The 16,677-nt window shown below is 68.1% G+C and carries 15 protein-coding genes; 5 read left to right on the forward strand and 10 right to left on the reverse strand.

All coding sequences use genetic code 11. The features are described from left to right. Positions 1 to 49 precede the first annotated feature (49 nt). Complete coding sequence (locus M6E97_RS24205) at positions 50 to 1,006, forward strand: D-hexose-6-phosphate mutarotase (protein WP_016852274.1); 957 nt, start codon at positions 50 to 52, stop codon at positions 1,004 to 1,006. 65 nt (positions 1,007 to 1,071) lie between these two features. On the opposite strand, the gene M6E97_RS24210 is transcribed toward M6E97_RS24205, so the two are convergent. The 4 genes from M6E97_RS24210 to purE all read right to left on the reverse strand — a co-directional run bounded on the left by M6E97_RS24210 (position 1,072) and on the right by purE (position 3,646). Continuing rightward, positions 1,072 to 1,620 (reverse strand): DUF3299 domain-containing protein, encoded by a 549-nt coding sequence (locus tag M6E97_RS24210; RefSeq protein WP_003136384.1) that lies wholly within the window; start codon positions 1,618 to 1,620, stop codon positions 1,072 to 1,074. Positions 1,621 to 1,681: 61 nt separating this feature from the next. Continuing rightward, on the reverse strand, positions 1,682 to 1,927 hold the full coding sequence (locus M6E97_RS24215) for a GlsB/YeaQ/YmgE family stress response membrane protein (RefSeq protein ID WP_003096795.1): 246 nt from the start codon (positions 1,925 to 1,927) through the stop codon (positions 1,682 to 1,684). A 114-nt stretch (positions 1,928 to 2,041) separates the two neighbouring features. Continuing rightward, positions 2,042 to 3,124 carry a 5-(carboxyamino)imidazole ribonucleotide synthase gene (locus M6E97_RS24220; RefSeq protein WP_003142082.1) on the reverse strand — a complete coding sequence of 361 codons (1,083 nt, stop codon included), beginning with the start codon at positions 3,122 to 3,124 and terminating at the stop codon, positions 2,042 to 2,044. Between the two features lie 30 nt (positions 3,125 to 3,154). After that, positions 3,155 to 3,646: a 5-(carboxyamino)imidazole ribonucleotide mutase gene (purE, locus tag M6E97_RS24225; protein WP_033938224.1), complete on the reverse strand. Its 492-nt coding sequence runs from the start codon at positions 3,644 to 3,646 to the stop codon at positions 3,155 to 3,157. A 347-nt stretch (positions 3,647 to 3,993) separates the two neighbouring features. On the opposite strand from purE, the gene adhP reads away from it, so the two are divergent. Then, on the forward strand, positions 3,994 to 5,022 hold the full coding sequence (adhP, locus tag M6E97_RS24230; protein WP_003111449.1) for an alcohol dehydrogenase AdhP: 1,029 nt from the start codon (positions 3,994 to 3,996) through the stop codon (positions 5,020 to 5,022). Positions 5,023 to 5,058: 36 nt separating this feature from the next. Here the strand turns inward: adhP and M6E97_RS24235 are convergent, their stop codons facing one another. After that, on the reverse strand, positions 5,059 to 5,967 hold the full coding sequence (locus M6E97_RS24235; RefSeq protein WP_003122350.1) for a LysR substrate-binding domain-containing protein: 909 nt from the start codon (positions 5,965 to 5,967) through the stop codon (positions 5,059 to 5,061). Between the two features lie 175 nt (positions 5,968 to 6,142). On the opposite strand from M6E97_RS24235, the gene aspA reads away from it, so the two are divergent. Continuing rightward, positions 6,143 to 7,567, forward strand: coding sequence for an aspartate ammonia-lyase (aspA, locus tag M6E97_RS24240; RefSeq protein WP_003096822.1), 1,425 nt, complete (start codon positions 6,143 to 6,145; stop codon positions 7,565 to 7,567). Between the two features lie 382 nt (positions 7,568 to 7,949). Here aspA and M6E97_RS24245 read toward each other — a convergent pair whose 3' ends face one another. Beyond that, positions 7,950 to 9,146 carry a YeeE/YedE family protein gene (locus M6E97_RS24245; RefSeq protein ID WP_033938230.1) on the reverse strand — a complete coding sequence of 399 codons (1,197 nt, stop codon included), beginning with the start codon at positions 9,144 to 9,146 and terminating at the stop codon, positions 7,950 to 7,952. A gap of 36 nt (positions 9,147 to 9,182) precedes the next feature. After that, entirely contained in the window at positions 9,183 to 10,658 is a 1,476-nt protein-coding gene (locus M6E97_RS24250; protein ID WP_023092781.1) for a PLP-dependent aminotransferase family protein, read from the reverse strand. Positions 10,659 to 10,785: 127 nt separating this feature from the next. Between M6E97_RS24250 and M6E97_RS24255 the strand changes: the two genes are divergently transcribed. Continuing rightward, positions 10,786 to 11,235 (forward strand): GNAT family N-acetyltransferase, encoded by a 450-nt coding sequence (locus M6E97_RS24255; protein WP_003142089.1) that lies wholly within the window; start codon positions 10,786 to 10,788, stop codon positions 11,233 to 11,235. A gap of 8 nt (positions 11,236 to 11,243) precedes the next feature. Then, positions 11,244 to 11,918, forward strand: coding sequence for a GNAT family N-acetyltransferase (locus tag M6E97_RS24260; RefSeq protein ID WP_003096837.1), 675 nt, complete (start codon positions 11,244 to 11,246; stop codon positions 11,916 to 11,918). A 24-nt stretch (positions 11,919 to 11,942) separates the two neighbouring features. Here the strand turns inward: M6E97_RS24260 and mtr are convergent, their stop codons facing one another. The 3 genes from mtr to M6E97_RS24275 all read right to left on the reverse strand — a co-directional run bounded on the left by mtr (position 11,943) and on the right by M6E97_RS24275 (position 16,630). Then, a complete protein-coding gene (gene mtr / locus M6E97_RS24265) occupies positions 11,943 to 13,196 on the reverse strand; it encodes a tryptophan permease (RefSeq protein WP_003096841.1) in 1,254 nt (417 codons plus the stop codon). Positions 13,197 to 13,375: 179 nt separating this feature from the next. Next, entirely contained in the window at positions 13,376 to 15,199 is a 1,824-nt protein-coding gene (gene oadA, locus M6E97_RS24270; RefSeq protein WP_003105555.1) for a sodium-extruding oxaloacetate decarboxylase subunit alpha, read from the reverse strand. 15 nt (positions 15,200 to 15,214) lie between these two features. Continuing rightward, positions 15,215 to 16,630, reverse strand: coding sequence for an acetyl-CoA carboxylase biotin carboxylase subunit (locus M6E97_RS24275; protein WP_003096848.1), 1,416 nt, complete (start codon positions 16,628 to 16,630; stop codon positions 15,215 to 15,217). Between the last annotated feature and the right edge of the window lie 47 nt (positions 16,631 to 16,677).

Raw genomic sequence — 16,677 nt, forward strand, 5'->3', positions numbered from 1 at the left:
CGTCTTCGTTGGCGCTATCCGGGGGAACTGCCGGCGATAAAATGGATCGGTGATACTGCTGCCATCCATTCGCGTCCCGGAGACCGCCATGAGCACCGATAGCCCGATCAATCGCGTCGAACAGGTACAGGTCGACGACCTGGCCTGCTGGCGCATCCACACCGCCCATGGCGAGGCGCTGATCGCCCAGCAGGGCGCGCAACTGCTCAGCTACCAGCCCCACGAACAGCCGCCGCTGGTCTGGCTCAGCGACGAGGCCGGCTACCGGCGCGGGCAGTCGGTTCGCGGCGGGGTGCCGGTGTGCTGGCCGTGGTTCGGTCCGCTGGAGCGCAACCCGCAGGAAGTCCGCGGCCAGGTGGAAGATGGCCTGAAGGCGCCCGCCCACGGGCTGGTCCGGGCGGTCGACTGGGAAATCGACGACATCGCCGAGGAGGACGGCGACCTCTGCGTCAGCTTCCGCCTCGACGCCCCCGATGGCCTCCCCGGCTGGCCGCACCCGGCGGCGCTGCGCATGCTGTTCCGCTTCGGCGAGCGCCTGACCCTACGACTCACCAGCGAGAACCTAGGCAGCAAGCCGCTGGTGCTCAGCCAGGCACTGCACACCTACTTCGCGGTCAGCGACAGCCGCGAGATCGCCATCGAGGGCCTGGAAGGCGCGCGCTACATCGAGACCCTGGAGAACTGGGAAGAACGCACCCAGCACGGCGCGGTACGGGTCAAAGGCGAACTGGACCGCATCTACCTCGGTCTCGAACGCGACCTGCTGATCAAGGACCCGCGCTGGGAACGCAGCATCCACCTGCACGCCCTCGACTCGCGTTCGGCGGTGGTCTGGAATCCCTGGGTGGACAAGTCCCGGCGTCTCTCGCAGTTCGCCGACGACGCCTGGCAGCAGATGCTCTGCATCGAGACCGGGCGGGTCTGGGACGACCTCATGGTGGTCGCCCCCGGGCGCAGCGAAAGCTTTGGCGTGCAGATCTGGAGCGAGCCGCTGAAACGGCCCTGAGCGGGACGGCGAGCGGACGGGGCGGCTCGCGTCGTCCGCCATGGGCCGTTGCGCAGGTGCCGGCCCTACAGGTCCGCTTCCTCCACCACCTTCACCCGCGCCTTGTCGATGGCGTAGGCGGCATCGGCCAGGTCATTGCTCACCTGCTCGATCTTCAGCGTGCCGCTGACCCACAGCGGCGTGTAGATATCGGTCAGCTTCAGCCCCTGTGGATAACGCACCAGGACGATCTGGTTCGGCGGCGGCGGCGGCACGTGGATGCAGGCGCCCGGATAGGGCACCAGGAAGAATTCGGTGACGCGGCCCTTGGCGTCGTTCTCCAGCGGCACCGGGTAGCCGCCGAGGCGGATCGCCTTGCCATCCAGGCTGGCGACGGTCTTGGCCGAATACATCACCGCCGGCATCTTTCGGTCCGACTGCTTCAGGCCCCCCTTGCTGGTGAAGGTGCCGGCGGCCTCCGGGGTGTCGTGGACGATGTCGGGCATTTCTTCCAGCGCCTTGCGGTCGGCCGGCGGCATCAGTTCCAGCCAGTCGGTCTCGGGCAGTTCGGCGTGGGCCAGGGGTGAGGACAACAGGGCGAGCAACAACAGGCGGGCGAACGGGAAGCGGCGCATGATGGCGGGAATACCGGCGAAGTGAGGAAACGCCGGCCCCCGCGGGGGCCGGCCAGAGCCATCAATTCTTCTTGATCAGGCCGTAAATGACCAGCAGTACGACGGCGCCGACCACCGCGCCGATGAAACCGGCCGCCTGGCCGGCCTGGTAGAAGCCGATCGCCTGGCCGCCGTAGGTGGCCAGCAGCGAACCGCCGATGCCGAGCAGGATGGTCATGATCCAGCCCATGCTGTCGTCACCTGGCTTCAGAAAGCGTGCAACGAGACCAACGATCAGTCCGACGATGATGGTTCCGATTAATCCCATGACAGTCCCTCCTTACGGGTGTATGCGCATGTATTGCGCCTGCCATGGGACAGTGTAGAAAAGCCTTGGGTTCAGTGCCGCCCGCCAACCCAAGGATGGGCGGACGGCAATCGCTCACGCCTCGATCAGCGCCTCGACCTCGGCGATGCGCGCCTGCAGCGTCGCCCGGTCGGCACAGCGCAGGGTGGCGTGGCCAACCTTGCGGCCGTTCTTGAAGGCCTTGCCGTAGTGATGCAGGTGGCAATCGGCGACGGCGACCACCTGATCCACCGGGGGGACCGCGCCGATGAAATTGAGCATCGCGCTCTCGCCGACCTTGGCGGTCGAGCCCAGCGGCAGGCCGGCGACGGCGCGCAGGTGGTTCTCGAACTGGCTGCACTCGGCGCCTTCGATGGTCCAGTGCCCGGAGTTGTGCACGCGCGGGGCGATCTCGTTGGCCTTCAGGCCGCCGTCCACCTCGAAGAACTCGAAGGCCAGCACGCCGACGTAGTCGAGCCGTGCCAGCACGCGGCCGACGTAGTCCTCGGCCAGCGCCTGCAACGGATGCCCGCTGCTGGCCACGGAGAGCTTGAGGATGCCGCTGTCGTGGGTGTTGTGCACCAGCGGGTAGAAACGCGTCTCGCCATCGCGGGCGCGCACCGCCACCAGCGAGACTTCCCCGGTGAACGGCACGAAGCCCTCGAGGATGCACGGCACGCTGCCCAGTTCGGCGAACGCGCCCTGCACGTCGGCCGGCTGGCGCAGGACCTTCTGGCCCTTGCCGTCGTAGCCCAGGGTGCGGGTCTTGAGCACCGCCGGCAGGCCGATGGCGGCCGCGGCGGCATCGAGGTCGGCCTGGGACTGGACGTCGGCGAAGTCCGGGGTGGGAATGCCGAGGTCCTTGAACATCGACTTCTCGAACCAGCGGTCGCGGGCGATGCGCAGCGACTCGGCGTTCGGGTAGACCGGCACGAACTGGGAGAGGAAGGCCACGGTTTCCGCCGGCACGCTCTCGAACTCGAAGGTCACCAGGTCGACCTCGTCGGCCAGTTGCCGCAGGTGCTCCTGGTCGCCGTAGTCGGCGCGGATGTGCTCGCCCAGGGAGGCCGCGCAGGCGTCCGGCGCCGGGTCGAGGAAAGCGAAGTTCATGCCCAGCGGGGTTCCCGCCAGGGCCAGCATGCGGCCCAGTTGGCCGCCACCGATGACACCGATTTTCATGGTTCGAGCCTTACCTTCTCAGAGCCTGTCTCACGCATCGCGCGGGTCGGGATTGTCCAGCACGGTTTCGGTCTGGTTGGCGCGGAACTGCTTCAGCGCCTCGTGGTACTGCGGGTGCTTGGCGCCGAGGATGCTCGCCGAGAGCAGCGCCGCGTTGACCGCGCCGGCCTTGCCGATGGCCAGGGTGGCGACCGGTACGCCGGCGGGCATCTGCACGATGGAGAGCAGCGAGTCGACACCCGACAGCATCGACGACTGTACCGGCACGCCGAGCACCGGCAGGTGGGTCTTGGCCGCGCACATGCCCGGCAGGTGGGCGGCGCCGCCAGCGCCGGCGATGATCACTTCGAGGCCGCGGCCTTCGGCTTCGTCGGCGTACTGGAAGAGCAGGTCCGGGGTGCGGTGGGCGGAAACCACCTTCACTTCGTAGGGGATGCCCAGCTTGTCCAGCATGTCCGCGGTGTGACTGAGGGTGCTCCAGTCCGATTTGGAACCCATGATCACGCCAACCAGTGCGCTCATCGTCGTGCCTCTCTCAAATGCGCCGTCCGGCGCGTCAGAAACCAACAAGCCACGCTTCGTCGAGGGGCGTGGCTTGTACTGGGCCGAGCCGGCGGGCAGTGCCGGTTCGAAGGCGGCGCAGTATACCGCAAAGGCAGGCCGGGCGCGCGCCGGGGGCTACCGTCCGTCCCGTTTTTTCGCGCCATGGCGGGAAACTTGCCGCAACTCAATGCGCGCCAGCCACGAGCGGCCAGACTGGTTGTCGCGGTGCGCTCCGAGGGAGCGGCGGCCGCGCCGGTTCCGCAGCCTGTCGCGGTGCCCGTCAAAGGCACCGCGACAGGCGCTCAGCCCCGTCCAAGGAGATGACCATGACCCTGCCACAGACCATGAAAGCCGCGGTCGTGCACGCCTACGGCGCGCCGCTGCGGATCGAGGAAGTCAAGGTTCCGCTGCCCGGCCCCGGGCAGGTACTGGTGAAGATCGAAGCCTCCGGCGTCTGCCACACCGACCTGCACGCCGCCGAGGGCGACTGGCCGGTGAAGCCGCCGTTGCCGTTCATTCCCGGTCACGAAGGCGTCGGCTACGTCGCCGCGGTGGGCAGCGGAGTGACCCGGGTGAAGGAAGGCGACCGGGTCGGCATCCCCTGGCTGTACACCGCCTGCGGCTGCTGCGAGCACTGCCTGACCGGCTGGGAGACCCTCTGCGAGAGCCAGCAGAACACCGGCTACTCGGTGAACGGCGGCTATGCCGAATACGTATTGGCCGACCCGAACTACGTCGGAATTCTGCCGAAAAACGTCGAATTCGCTGAAATCGCGCCGATCCTCTGCGCCGGCGTCACCGTCTACAAGGGGCTCAAGCAGACCAACGCGCGCCCCGGCCAGTGGGTGGCGATCTCCGGCATCGGCGGCCTCGGCCACGTCGCCGTGCAGTACGCCAGGGCCATGGGCCTGCACGTCGCCGCCATCGACATCGACGACGCCAAGCTGGAACTGGCGCGCAAGCTCGGTGCCAGCCTGACGGTCAACGCCCGGCAGGAAGACCCGGTGGAGGCGATCCAGCGCGACATCGGCGGCGCCCACGGGGTGCTGGTCACAGCGGTATCCAACAGCGCCTTCGGCCAGGCCATCGGCATGGCCCGCCGCGGCGGCACCATCGCCCTGGTCGGCCTGCCGCCGGGCGACTTCCCGACGCCGATCTTCGACGTGGTGCTCAAGGGCCTGCACATCGCCGGCTCCATCGTCGGCACCCGCGCGGACCTGCAGGAAGCCCTCGACTTTGCCGGCGAAGGCCTGGTCAAGGCGACCATCCATCCGGGCAAGCTGGACGACATCAACCAGATTCTCGACCAGATGCGCGCCGGGCAGATCGAGGGGCGCATCGTCCTTGAGATGTGACCTGCGGGGCGGCGTCCCGGCGCCGCCCTTGCCTGTCTACTCGACGCTGCCCAGCCCGCCTTCCAGCTTGCGCCAGAGCAGGCGGATCGCCGCCTTGCGTACCAGCGCGCAGCGGTACAGGCGGATTTCCTGCGGCACGAACCATTGCGGCCCGCCACAGATCGCCAGCTCGCCGCGCTCCAGTTCGTTGACCACGCTCAGCCGTGGCACCCAGGCCACGCCCATGCCTTGCAGCGCCATGCTCTTCAGGCTGTCGGCCATCGCCGTCTCGTAGACCGTGGTGTAACGCAGGTTGCGCTGTCGCAGCAGCAGGTTGACCCCGCGGCCGAGGAAGGCGCTGGCGCTGTAGGCGAGCAGCGGCACGCTCTGGCCGTTCTCCAGGTCGAACAGCGGCAGGCCCTCGGCGTTCACCGCGCAGACCGGCAGCATCTCGGTGCGCCCCAGGTGCAGCGAGGGGAAGATCTCCGGATCCATCTGCAACGCGGCGTCAGGGTCGTAGAACGCCAGCATCAGGTCGCAGCTACCCTCGCGCAGGGAATGCACCGCCTCGCCGACGTTGGTGGCGATCAGCCGGCTGGCGATGTTCAGCCCCTCGTTGCGCAGCCGCGCGATCCACTGCGGGAAGAAGCCCAGCGCCAGCGAGTGGGCGGCGGCGAACTGCAGCACCTCGCCCTGCCCGCCTTCCAGGTGGTGCAGGTGGCGCACCACCTGGCCGAGCTGCTCGACCACGCTGCGCGCGGTGACCAGGAACAGCTGCCCGGCCTCGGTCAGTTCCACCGGCGTGCGCTGGCGATTCACCAGGGTCAGGCCGAGGGCGTCCTCCAGGCTGCGGATGCGCCGGCTGAAGGCCGGCTGGGTGACGAAGCGCTTCTCCGCCGCCTGGGAAAAGCTGCGGGTGCCGGCCAGGGCGATGAAATCCTCCAGCCACTTCAGTTCGAGGTTCACGACGGGAAAGGCTCCGGTAATGCGACGACACGTCCGCCATCATACCAGCGTCACATCCAACATTATGCCGTTTGTGCATGAGGCAGCGTTTAACAGCATTGGCCACGAAATCGTCACATCCTTAGTCTAGTGGGCATCGCGGCACTGGCCGTGTCCCTCTGAGACAAATCCCGTCATGTCCCCCGTTGCATCTTCCCGTATCGAGAAAGACCTGCTCGGCACCCTCGAAGTGCCCGCTGACGCCTACTACGGCATCCAGACCCTGCGCGCCGTGAACAACTTCCGCCTCTCCGGGGTGCCGCTGTCGCACTACCCGAAGCTGGTCGTTGCCCTGGCCATGGTCAAGCAGGCCGCCGCCGACGCCAACCGTCAGCTCGGCCATCTCCCGGAAGACAAGCACGCCGCCATCAGCGAGGCCTGCGCCCGCCTGATCCGCGGCGATTTCCACGAGCAGTTCGTGGTGGACATGATCCAGGGCGGCGCCGGCACCTCCACCAACATGAACGCGAACGAAGTGATCGCGAACATCGCGCTGGAAGCCATGGGCCACACCAAGGGTGAGTACAAGTACCTGCACCCGAACAACGATGTGAACATGGCGCAGTCGACCAACGACGCCTACCCGACCGCCATCCGCCTGGGCCTGCTGCTCGGCCACGACACCCTGCTGGCCAGCCTCGACAGCCTGATCCAGGCCTTCGCCGCCAAGGGCGTCGAATTCGCCGGCGTACTGAAGATGGGCCGCACCCAGTTGCAGGACGCCGTGCCGATGACCCTCGGCCAGGAATTCCACGCTTTCGCCACCACCCTCGGCGAAGACCTCGACCGCCTGCGTCGCCTGGCGCCGGAGCTGCTCACCGAAGTGAACCTCGGCGGCACCGCCATCGGCACCGGCATCAACGCCGACCCCGGCTACCAGAAGCTCGCCGTCGAGCGCCTGGCCGCCATCAGCGGGCAGCCGCTGAAACCGGCCGCCGACCTGATCGAAGCCACCTCCGACATGGGCGCCTTCGTGCTGTTCTCCGGCATGCTCAAGCGCACCGCGGTCAAGCTGTCGAAGATCTGCAACGACCTGCGCCTGCTCTCCAGCGGCCCGCGCACCGGCATCAACGAGATCAACCTGCCGCCGCGCCAGCCGGGCAGTTCGATCATGCCGGGCAAGGTCAACCCGGTGATCCCGGAAGCGGTCAACCAGGTCGCCTTCGAAGTGATCGGCAACGACCTCGCCCTGACCCTGGCGGCCGAAGGCGGCCAGTTGCAACTGAACGTGATGGAGCCGCTGATCGCCTACAAGATCTTCGACTCGATCCGCCTGCTGCAACGCGCCATGGACATGCTCCGCGAGCACTGCATCACCGGCATCACCGCCAACGTCGAGCGCTGCCACGAACTGGTCGAGCACAGCATCGGCCTGGTCACCGCGCTGAACCCGTACATCGGCTACGAGAACTCCACGCGGATCGCCAAGACCGCCCTGGAGAGCGGCCGCGGCGTACTGGAACTGGTACGCGAGGAAAAGCTGCTGGACGAAGCCACCCTGGCCGACATCCTGCTGCCGGAAAACATGATCGCGCCGCGCCTGATTCCGCTGCGCGCCTGATCCGATACGAGATCGAGCGCGCCCAGGTCCGGCTGTCGACGCAGCCGGGCCGCAGCGCAGCCGATCGAAGAAGGCTCACCGGTAGAGGGGGAGTACTACCCCCTCGACCTTTAGGGATGGATACCCTTCATCCCTTCTTTTATACCCGGCGCCCCGGCCCAGCCGCGGCGCCACGCTCACCGGTCGAGAGGGATACCAACTTTCCCTCTCTACACTCTGAGGGACACGGCGACCTGCGGTGTCCCTTCTTTTTTTCACCATCCACTAACGGCCCGCAGATCTTCCCCGTTGCCGAGGTGTTGTGTGGCTGCGCTCACCTGTGGATAACGTCCGCGTCATACGTCCTACGAAGGCATATCCCCTCTCAACACCCCGTCAACCCTTACTCCCGCCGCTCCTCCGGGAAGAAATAAGGCCTCAATACCCGTACCCCGACGCTGTTGCCGGCAAACGCCGCCACCAACCACAACCAGCCATGCAGGCTGCCGGACGCGATCCCGCTGAAATACGCGCCGATGTTGCAGCCATAGGCCAGGCGCGCGCCGTAGCCGAGCAGCAGCCCGCCGATCACCGCCGCCGCCAGCGAACGGCGCGGGATGTCCAGGTTCGGCGCGAAGCGTCCGGCCAGGCCGGCGGCGAGCAGCGCGCCGAGGACGATGCCGATGTCCATCACGCTGGTGATGTCTTCCCACAGCGGCACGGCCAGCGCCTTGGCGTTCGCCGGCGTCTGCCAGAAGGCCCAGGCGCCGACGTCCAGGCCCACGCCCTGGGCGATCTTCGCGCCCCACAGGGCGAAGGCCGATGTGATGCCCCAGGGGCGTCCGGCGAGGTACAGGGTGAGGAAGTTGAGCAGCGCCAGCGCCAGCGCCCCCCAGACCAGCGGCCAGGGGCCGCGGAGGAAGCGCCGCCAACCACGCCATTCGGCGCTCGGCGGGGTTTCCAGGGTGCCGTGGCGGGCCTTCTCCATGCGCACCGTGACCCCGGCGATGCCGATGAACACCGCCAGGCTCAACACCAGCGCCGGTGCCAGGCCCAGTTCGGCGACCAGCGAGATCGGCGGCAGCGACGGCAGGGCGAACCACCAGCCGACATGCTGGGTGGCGATCAGCGAGCCGAGGATGAAGAACAGCAGGGTCACCAGCATCCGCGCGTTGCCGCCGCCGACGGTGAACAGGGTGCCGGAGGCGCAGCCGCCGCCCAGTTGCATGCCGATGCCGAAAATGAAGGCGCCGACGATCACCGAAGTGCCGACCGGCGAGACGAAACCGCTCACCGGCTGGCCGAACAGGCTGCCCGCCGCCAGCGCCGGGAAGAACAGCAGCACCGCCAGCGCCAGCATCACCATCTGCGCGCGCAGCCCGGCGCCGCGCCGTTCGCGGATGAATACCCGCCAGGCGGAGGTGAAGCCGAAGGCGGCGTGGTAGAGGGTCAGGCCCAGGGCGCCGCCGACGATGAAGAGGATGGCCTGGCGCGCGCTGACCGCGTTGAACAGGAACAGCCCGCCGAGCACCAGCAGGGCGAAGGCGATCAGGGGGGCGGCGAGCTTGCGCTCGGGCGCGGCGGAAAGGGCGACACTCATGGCTACTCCTGGGCGCGAGGGTGATCCGGGGGCATTCTAGTCAGTCGCGACGACGGGTCCAACCAGGGCCTCCCGCCGCCAGGCCTTGCGCAACGCCCGCAGCGCTTCGTCGATACGCGCCTCGGGTACTGCCGCGAAGCCCAGCACCAGGCCCGCGCGGTCGTCTGGCGCAACGCTGGAGTCGTCCATCCAGTAGTCGCTCAAGGCGCTGACTTCCACCCCGGCGGCTGCCGCCGCGGCGATCAGGGCCCGCTCGCGCGCCAGGCTGTCGACCCGCACGCACAGGTGCAGCCCCGCCTCCACCGCCGGCAACGGCTGGCAACCCGGCGCCTCTGGCCAGCCCCGCAGCAAGGCGTCGCGGCGGGCGCGGGCGGCGCGGCGCATGCGGCGGACGTGGCGCTGGAAATGCCCCTCGGCGATGAAGTCGGCCATGACCCGCTGGGTGCCCACCTCCGAATGGCGTACCTCGATGGCCCGCCGCTGGCGGAAGCGCTCGACCAGCGCCGGCGGGACCACCAGGTAGCCCAGGCGCAACGCCGGGAAGGCGATCTTGCAGAAGGTCCCGACGTAGAGCACCCGGCCCTGTCGGTCCAGCGCGGCCAGCGGCGCCAGCGGCGTACCGCTGTAGCGATACTCGCCGTCGTAGTCGTCCTCGACGATCCAGCCGTCGGCGCGCTCGGCCCACTCCAGCAGCTCCAGGCGCCGCGCCAGCGACAGGGTGACGCCGGTGGGGTACTGGTGCGACGGCGTGACATAGGCCAGGCGGCAGCCGGCAATGCCCGCGAGCCGGTCGCTGCGCAGGCCCTCGGCGTCGATGTCGATCCCGTGCGGTACCGCGCCGGTCGCGGCGAAGGCCAGGCGCGCCGCGCGGTAGCCGGGGTTTTCCACAGCCACCGGATCGCCGTTCTCGAGCAACACCTGGGCGCACAGGCGGATGGCCTGCTGCGCGCCATGGGTGACGATCACCTGTTCCGCCTCGCAGCGCAGGCCGCGCGCGCTGCGCAGGTAGGCGGCGATCAGCTCGCGCAGGCGCGCCTCGCCGGCCGGGTCGCCGTAGCCCAGGCAGTCCGCCGGCGGGTTGCGCCAGAAGCGCGCCTGTAGCCGCGCCCAGGTGTCGAAGGGGAACAGGTCGAAGGCCGGCACGCCGACGCGGAACGCTCGCGGCGCGCCTTCCGGAGGCGGCGCCAGGGCCGCCGGGCCGCGTGGCGCGGGAGCGCTCGGGGCGACGGCAGGGGCCCTGCCTGGGATTTCCTGCAACTCGGCAACGTAGGTGCCGTCGCCTGTGCGCCCGTCGATATAGCCCTCGGCGTGCAACTGTTCATAGGCCCGCACCACGGTGTTGCGCGAGACCTTCAGGGCCTGGGCCAGCTCGCGGCTGGCGGGCATCCGCGTGCGGCTGCCGAGGCGGCCGTCGAGGATCCGTTCGCGCAGCGCGGCGTAGAGCTGGCGCGCCAGGCCCTGGGCGGGGTCGAGGTGGATGCCGGCGGCGTCGAAGGGCAGTACGGTGGCCATGGCGGTCTCGGAGGGAAGAAAGCGCCAGTGTGGATTGGACCTGTGGAATTGACCAGCAATGGATCTTCTAGCGGACCATTTCCCGGCCTAGTCTGGAGGCACCTTTACCCGGACATGGAACCGAGCCATGAGCACGTCCCTGCAGATTCGTCCCGTCGGCGCCGCCGACCACGCCGCCTGGCTGCCGCTGTGGGAGGGCTACCAGCGCTTCTACAAGACCGAGATCGCCGCCGCTACCAGCGACGCCACCTGGCAGCGCTTCCTCGACGCCGACGAACCGATGAACGCCGCCCTCGCCTGGCTCGACGAGCGCGCCGTGGGCCTGGTGCACTGGATCTACCACCGCTCCTGCTGGACCGTCGGCGACTACTGCTACCTGCAGGACCTGTTCGTCGCCGAGGGCCTGCGCGGCGAGGGCATAGGGCGCCGGCTGATCGAGCATGTCTACGCCGAGGCCGGCGCCGCTGGCTGTTCGCGGGTGCACTGGCTGACCCACGAGAGCAACAGCGACGCGATGAAGCTGTACGAGCGCATCGCCGACAAGTCCGGTTTCCTTCAGTACCGCAGGATTCTCTGAGGCCCACCATGCGCGAACCCTTGAACTGGCGCCCCGTCGCCACTCCACCCCACGCCCCGCTCGACGGCCGCTTCGTCAAGCTCGAACCGCTCGATCCGCAACGCCACGGCGACGACCTGTGGGACGCCCTGCAAGGGCCTGGCGCCGACCCGTTGCTGTGGGAATACCTGGCCTACGGCCCGTTCGCCGAGCGCCCGGCGTTCGACGCCTGGCTGGCCGGCCAGGCGGCCAGCCGCGACCCGCTGTTCTTCGCCGTGCGCGAGCGGCGCACGCAGCGCGCCGTCGGCCTGCTCAGCTACCTGCGGATCACGCCGAAGGATGGCGTCATCGAAATCGGCCATATCGCCTTCGGCGCGCCGATGCAGCGCACACCGGGGTCTACCGAGGCGGTCTACCTGCTCGCCGAACTCGCCCTCGGCCGCCTCGGCTACCGCCGCCTGGAGTGGAAGTGCAATGCCGGCAACGCCCGTTCGATGCGCGCCGCCGAGCGCCTGGGCTTCACCTACGAAGGCACCTTCCGCCAGCACATGGTGGTCAAGCAGCGCAACCGCGACACCGCCTGGTTCTCCCTGCTCGACAGCGAATGGCCGGCGCGACAGGCGGCGTTCGAGCGCTGGCTCGATCCTTCCAACTTCGACGCCGAAGGCCGCCAGCGGCAGACGCTGGAGGCGCTGCGCGACTAGCCCCTGGCAGGGACTGCCGGTCGCTCAACGGTACTCCGGCAGCCAGTGCAGGCTGGCCAGGATGTGCGCGACCGCGTTGGCCACGCCGAACAGCAGCACCAGCACGATCGCCGGCGTGCCGCCCCAGGCGCGGAACAGCGGGCTGCCGAAGCGCTTGCGCGAGGCCCGCGCCATCAGCGCCGGAACGATCACCGCCCAGAACGCCGCGGCCAGCCCGGCGAAACCGATGGCGTAGATGAAGCCGTTGGGGAACAGCAGCCCGCCGATGGTCGGTGGGACGAAGGTCAGCAACGCGGTCTTGAAACGTCCGAAGTGGCTGTCGTCGAACCTGCACAGGTCGGCCAGGTAGTCGAACAGGCCGAGGGTCACGCCGAGGAAGGAGCTGGCCACCGCCAGGTTGGAGAAGGTGGTGAGCAACGCGTTCAGCGAATCCGACGCGGTGATCCGGTGCAGGTATTCCACCAGGGTGCCGACGTTGCTGCCGCCGGCGATGATGCCCTTGAACTGCTCGCGCGGGATGGTGCCCAGGGTGCTGGCCTGCCACAGCAGGTAGATGGCCAGGGCGATCAGGGTGCCGATCCACAGCGAACGGCTGATCCGCTGCGGGTCCTTGCCGTAGTACTTCATCAGGCTCGGCACGTTGCCGTGGTAACCGAAGGAAGTCAGGCAGAACGGCAGGGTCGCCAGCAGGTAGGGCCAGTAGACCGCGTCCGGCTCGCCGCTGTTGAACAGGATCGCCGGCTGGATGCGCCCGAGCAGGCCGCTGATGGAGAGGCCGAAGGTAATGATCATGCCGCCGAGCATCAGCGTGGTGATGCGGTCCACCGCGCGGGTGCTCCACCACACCACCAGCGCCACCGCCAGGGCGAACAGCAGCCCGGCGAGCTTTTCCGGCAGGGTCACGCCGAGGCCGCTGGACAGGGTGTAGCCGATGATCGAGCCGCCGCCGGAGATATAGGCATAGGTGAGGATATAGAGGACGAAGGCGATGCTCAGCCCGTTGACCACATTCCAGCCCTGGCCGAGCAGGTCGCGGGTGATGGTCGAGAAGCTCGAGCCCACCGGGTAGTTGAGGTTGGCCTCGAGGATCATCATCCCCGACAGCAGCATGCAGAACCAGGTGAGCAGGAACACCGCCACCGACCAGCCGAACCAGATGCCGGACATGGCGATGGGCAGGGAGAACATTCCGGCGCCGACGGCGGTGCCGGCGATGATCATCGAACCGCCGAGCAGCGAGGGCCGGCGGCTGGGCGTTTGAGCTGGAGAGGACGACACCTGGACTTCCCGATAGTCAGCGCCTGCGGCGCGACGCGCCGTTGGCAGAGGCGGCATTCTAGGCGGCGCGCGCGCCGGGCGCACCCTGGCAGGGCGAACAGCCGGCCGACGCGGCAACCGATGCCGATAAAAAAAGGGGAGCATCATGCTCCCCCAGGGACTTTAACCGTCTGTCGCGGTCAGCCCGCAATCTCGATCAGGATCTCGCCCGGGTTGACCCGGTCGCCCTTGGCCACGTGGATCGCCTTGACCGTACCGGCGATGCCGGCCTGGACCTCGGTTTCCATCTTCATCGCCTCGGTGATCAACACCGCCTGGCCGGCCTTGACGCTATCGCCTTCCTTCACCAGCACGTCGACGATGTTGCCCGGCATGGTGGTGCTGACGTGGCCCGGCTCGCTGGCATGCTTGCGGCCGCTGGCGGAGCCGGCGACATATTCGTTGAGCGGCTCGAACACCACTTCTTCCGGCATGCCGTCGATGGACAGGTAGAAGTGCCGCTTGTTGTCGCTCTTCACGCCGACCCCGGTGATGTCGACGCGGTAGGTCTCGCCGTGCACGTCGATGACGAACTCGGTCGGGGTGCCTTCCGCGCCGGCGGCGGCGACGCCCTTGCCGGTGGGAATCGGCAGCAGTTCCTCGGGCTTCAGGGTGCCGGCCTCACGCTCTTCGAGGAACTTGCGCCCGATGTCCGGGAACATCGCGTAGGTGAGTACGTCTTCCTCGGACTTGGCCAGGTTGCCGATCTCGCTGCGCAGCTTGTTCAGCTCCGGCTTGATCAGGTCGGCCGGGCGCACGTCGATGACTTCCTCGCTGCCGATGGCCTGGCGCCGCAGTTGCTCGTTGACCTCGCCGGGAGCCTTGCCATAGCGGCCTTGCAGATACAGCTTCACCTCGTTGGTGATGGTCTTGTAGCGCTCGCCGGCGAGCACGTTGAAGAACGCCTGGGTGCCGACGATCTGCGAAGTCGGCGTCACCAGCGGCGGGAAACCGAGGTCGGCGCGGACCCGCGGGATTTCCTCGAGCACCTCGCCCATACGGTTCAGCGCGCCCTGCTCCTTGAGCTGGTTGGCCAGGTTGGAAATCATCCCGCCCGGCACCTGGTTGACCTGCACGCGGGTATCCACGCCGGTGAATTCGCTCTCGAACTGGTGGTACTTCTTGCGCACCGCGTGGAAGTACATGCCGATCTCCTGGATCAGCTCCAGGTCCAGGCCGGTGTCGTAGGGGGTGCCGCGCAGCGCCGCGACCATCGACTCGGTGCCCGGGTGGCTGGTGCCCCAGGCCATGCTGGAGATCGCCGTGTCGATACGGTCGGCGCCGTTTTCCACGGCCTTCAGCTGGCACATGCTGGCGACACCGGCGGTGTCATGGGAATGCACCACCACGTCCAGCGGCAGGGCGTCCTTCAGGGCCTTGACCAGGTCGCCGGTGGCATAGGGGGTGAGCAGGCCGGCCATGTCCTTGATGGCGATGGAGTCGACGCCCATGTCGGCCATCGCCTTGCCCTGGGCGACGAAGGCCTCGATGGTGTGCACCGGGCTGGTGGTGTAGCAGATGGTGCCCTGGGCGTGCTTGCCGGCGGCCTTCACCGCCTCGATGGAGACGCGCAGGTTACGCACGTCGTTCATCGCGTCGAAGATGCGGAACACGTCGATGCCGTTGACCGCCGCCTTGGCCACGAAGGCGCGCACCACATCGTCGCTGTAGTGGCGGTAGCCGAGCAGGTTCTGCCCGCGCAGGAGCATCTGCAGGCGGGTGTTGGGCAGCGCTGCCTTGAGCTTGCGCAGGCGTTCCCACGGGTCTTCCTTGAGGAAGCGCACGCAGGCGTCGAAGGTCGCGCCGCCCCAGACTTCCAGCGACCAGTAGCCGACGCGGTCGAGCTTGTCGCAGATCGGCAGCATGTCCTCGGTGCGCATGCGGGTCGCCAGCAGCGACTGGTGGGCATCGCGCAGGATGGTATCGGTGACGCCGGTCTTCTTCGCTTGGATGGTGTTGCTCATGTTCTGCTCCTTCCCTTACAGGCCGGCGTGGGCCGCGATGGCGGTGGCGATGGCGATGGCCAGGTGCGACGGGTTGCGCTTGATCGAGTACTGGGTCAGTTCCGGGTGGCTTTCGACGAAGCTGGTGTTGAACTGGCCGCTGCGGAATTCCGGGTTGCGGAGGATTTCCTGGTAGTACGGCGCGGTGGTCTTGACCCCTTGCACGCGCATGTCGTCGAGGGCGCGCAGGCCGCGATCGAGGGCCTCTTCCCAGGTCAGCGCCCAGACGATCAGCTTCAGGCACATCGAGTCGTAGTACGGCGGGATGGTGTAGCCGGTGTAGATCGCCGTGTCGGTACGCACGCCGGGGCCGCCGGGGGCGTAGTAGCGGGTGATCTTGCCGAACGAGGGCAGGAAGTTGTTCTTCGGGTCCTCGGCGTTGATGCGGAACTGCAGGGCGTAGCCGCGATGGACGATGTCGTCCTGCTTGACCGACAGCTCCAGCCCGGAAGCGATGCGGATCTGCTCGCGGACCACGTCGATGCCGGTGATTTCCTCGGTGATGGTGTGCTCCACCTGGACCCGGGTGTTCATCTCCATGAAGTACACCTCGCCGTCGGCGAGCAGGAACTCCACGGTGCCGGCGTTCTCGTAGCCCACCGCCTTGGCCGCGCGCACCGCCAGATCGCCGATGTAGGCGCGCTGCTCGGGGGTGAGCTGCGGGCTCGGGGCGATCTCGATGAGCTTCTGGTTGCGGCGCTGGATCGAGCAGTCGCGCTCGAACAGGTGCACGGTGTTGCCGAAGGAATCGGCGAGGATCTGCGCCTCGATGTGCTTGGGATTGACGATGCACTTCTCGAGGAATACTTCGGCGCTGCCGAAGGCCTTGGTCGCCTCGGAGATCACCCGCGGGAACGCCTGTTCCAGCTCCTCGCGGCTGTTGCAGCGACGGATGCCACGGCCGCCGCCGCCGGAGGTGGCCTTGAGCATCACCGGGTAGCCGATCCGCTCGGCTTCGCGCAGGGCCTCGGCGAGATCGGCGACGTTACCTTCGGTGCCGGGGGTGCAGGGCACGCCGGCGGCGATCATGCTGCGGCGGGCTTCGGTCTTGTCGCCCATGCGGCGGATCACTTGCGCCGACGGGCCGATGAACTTGATACCGCGCTCGGCGCAGATTTCCGCCAGCTCGGCATTTTCCGAGAGGAAGCCATAGCCGGGGTGCAGGGCGTCGCAGCCGCTTTCCACCGCCAGGTTCACCAGGGCGCGCGGGTTGAGGTAGCCGGCCAGCGGGTCCGCGCCGATGCTGTGGGCTTCGTCGGCGCGCTTGACGTGCAGCGCGTGGCGATCGGCCTCGGAGTAGACGGCCACCGAGCGGATGCCCATCTCGGCGCAGGCGCGCACGATGCGGACGGCGATCTCGCCGCGGTTGGCGATCAGGATCTTCTTGATCACGGAGGTCTCCCTCTTCGGGGTTGGGAACCTGGTACGGTCGATCCGGA

Origin of the sequence: Pseudomonas sp. B111 (assembly GCF_026428275.1) — a bacterium.
Lineage (GTDB): Bacteria > Pseudomonadota > Gammaproteobacteria > Pseudomonadales > Pseudomonadaceae > Pseudomonas > Pseudomonas aeruginosa.

Excerpts from the sequence above, each read along its gene's own strand:
- purE (WP_033938224.1), bottom strand. The coding sequence starts at position 3,646 with ATGAGCGCACTGGTTGGCGTGATCATGGGTTCCAAATCGGACTGGAGC.
- oadA (WP_003105555.1), bottom strand. The coding sequence starts at position 15,199 with ATGAGCAACACCATCCAAGCGAAGAAGACCGGCGTCACCGATACCATC.
- M6E97_RS24255 (WP_003142089.1), top strand. The coding sequence starts at position 10,786 with ATGAGCACGTCCCTGCAGATTCGTCCCGTCGGCGCCGCCGACCACGCC.
- M6E97_RS24210 (WP_003136384.1), bottom strand. The coding sequence starts at position 1,620 with ATGCGCCGCTTCCCGTTCGCCCGCCTGTTGTTGCTCGCCCTGTTGTCC.
- adhP (WP_003111449.1), top strand. The coding sequence starts at position 3,994 with ATGACCCTGCCACAGACCATGAAAGCCGCGGTCGTGCACGCCTACGGC.
- M6E97_RS24245 (WP_033938230.1), bottom strand. The coding sequence starts at position 9,146 with ATGAGTGTCGCCCTTTCCGCCGCGCCCGAGCGCAAGCTCGCCGCCCCC.
- M6E97_RS24220 (WP_003142082.1), bottom strand. The coding sequence starts at position 3,124 with ATGAAAATCGGTGTCATCGGTGGCGGCCAACTGGGCCGCATGCTGGCC.
- M6E97_RS24260 (WP_003096837.1), top strand. The coding sequence starts at position 11,244 with ATGCGCGAACCCTTGAACTGGCGCCCCGTCGCCACTCCACCCCACGCC.
- M6E97_RS24215 (WP_003096795.1), bottom strand. The coding sequence starts at position 1,927 with ATGGGATTAATCGGAACCATCATCGTCGGACTGATCGTTGGTCTCGTT.
- M6E97_RS24250 (WP_023092781.1), bottom strand. The coding sequence starts at position 10,658 with ATGGCCACCGTACTGCCCTTCGACGCCGCCGGCATCCACCTCGACCCC.
- aspA (WP_003096822.1), top strand. The coding sequence starts at position 6,143 with ATGTCCCCCGTTGCATCTTCCCGTATCGAGAAAGACCTGCTCGGCACC.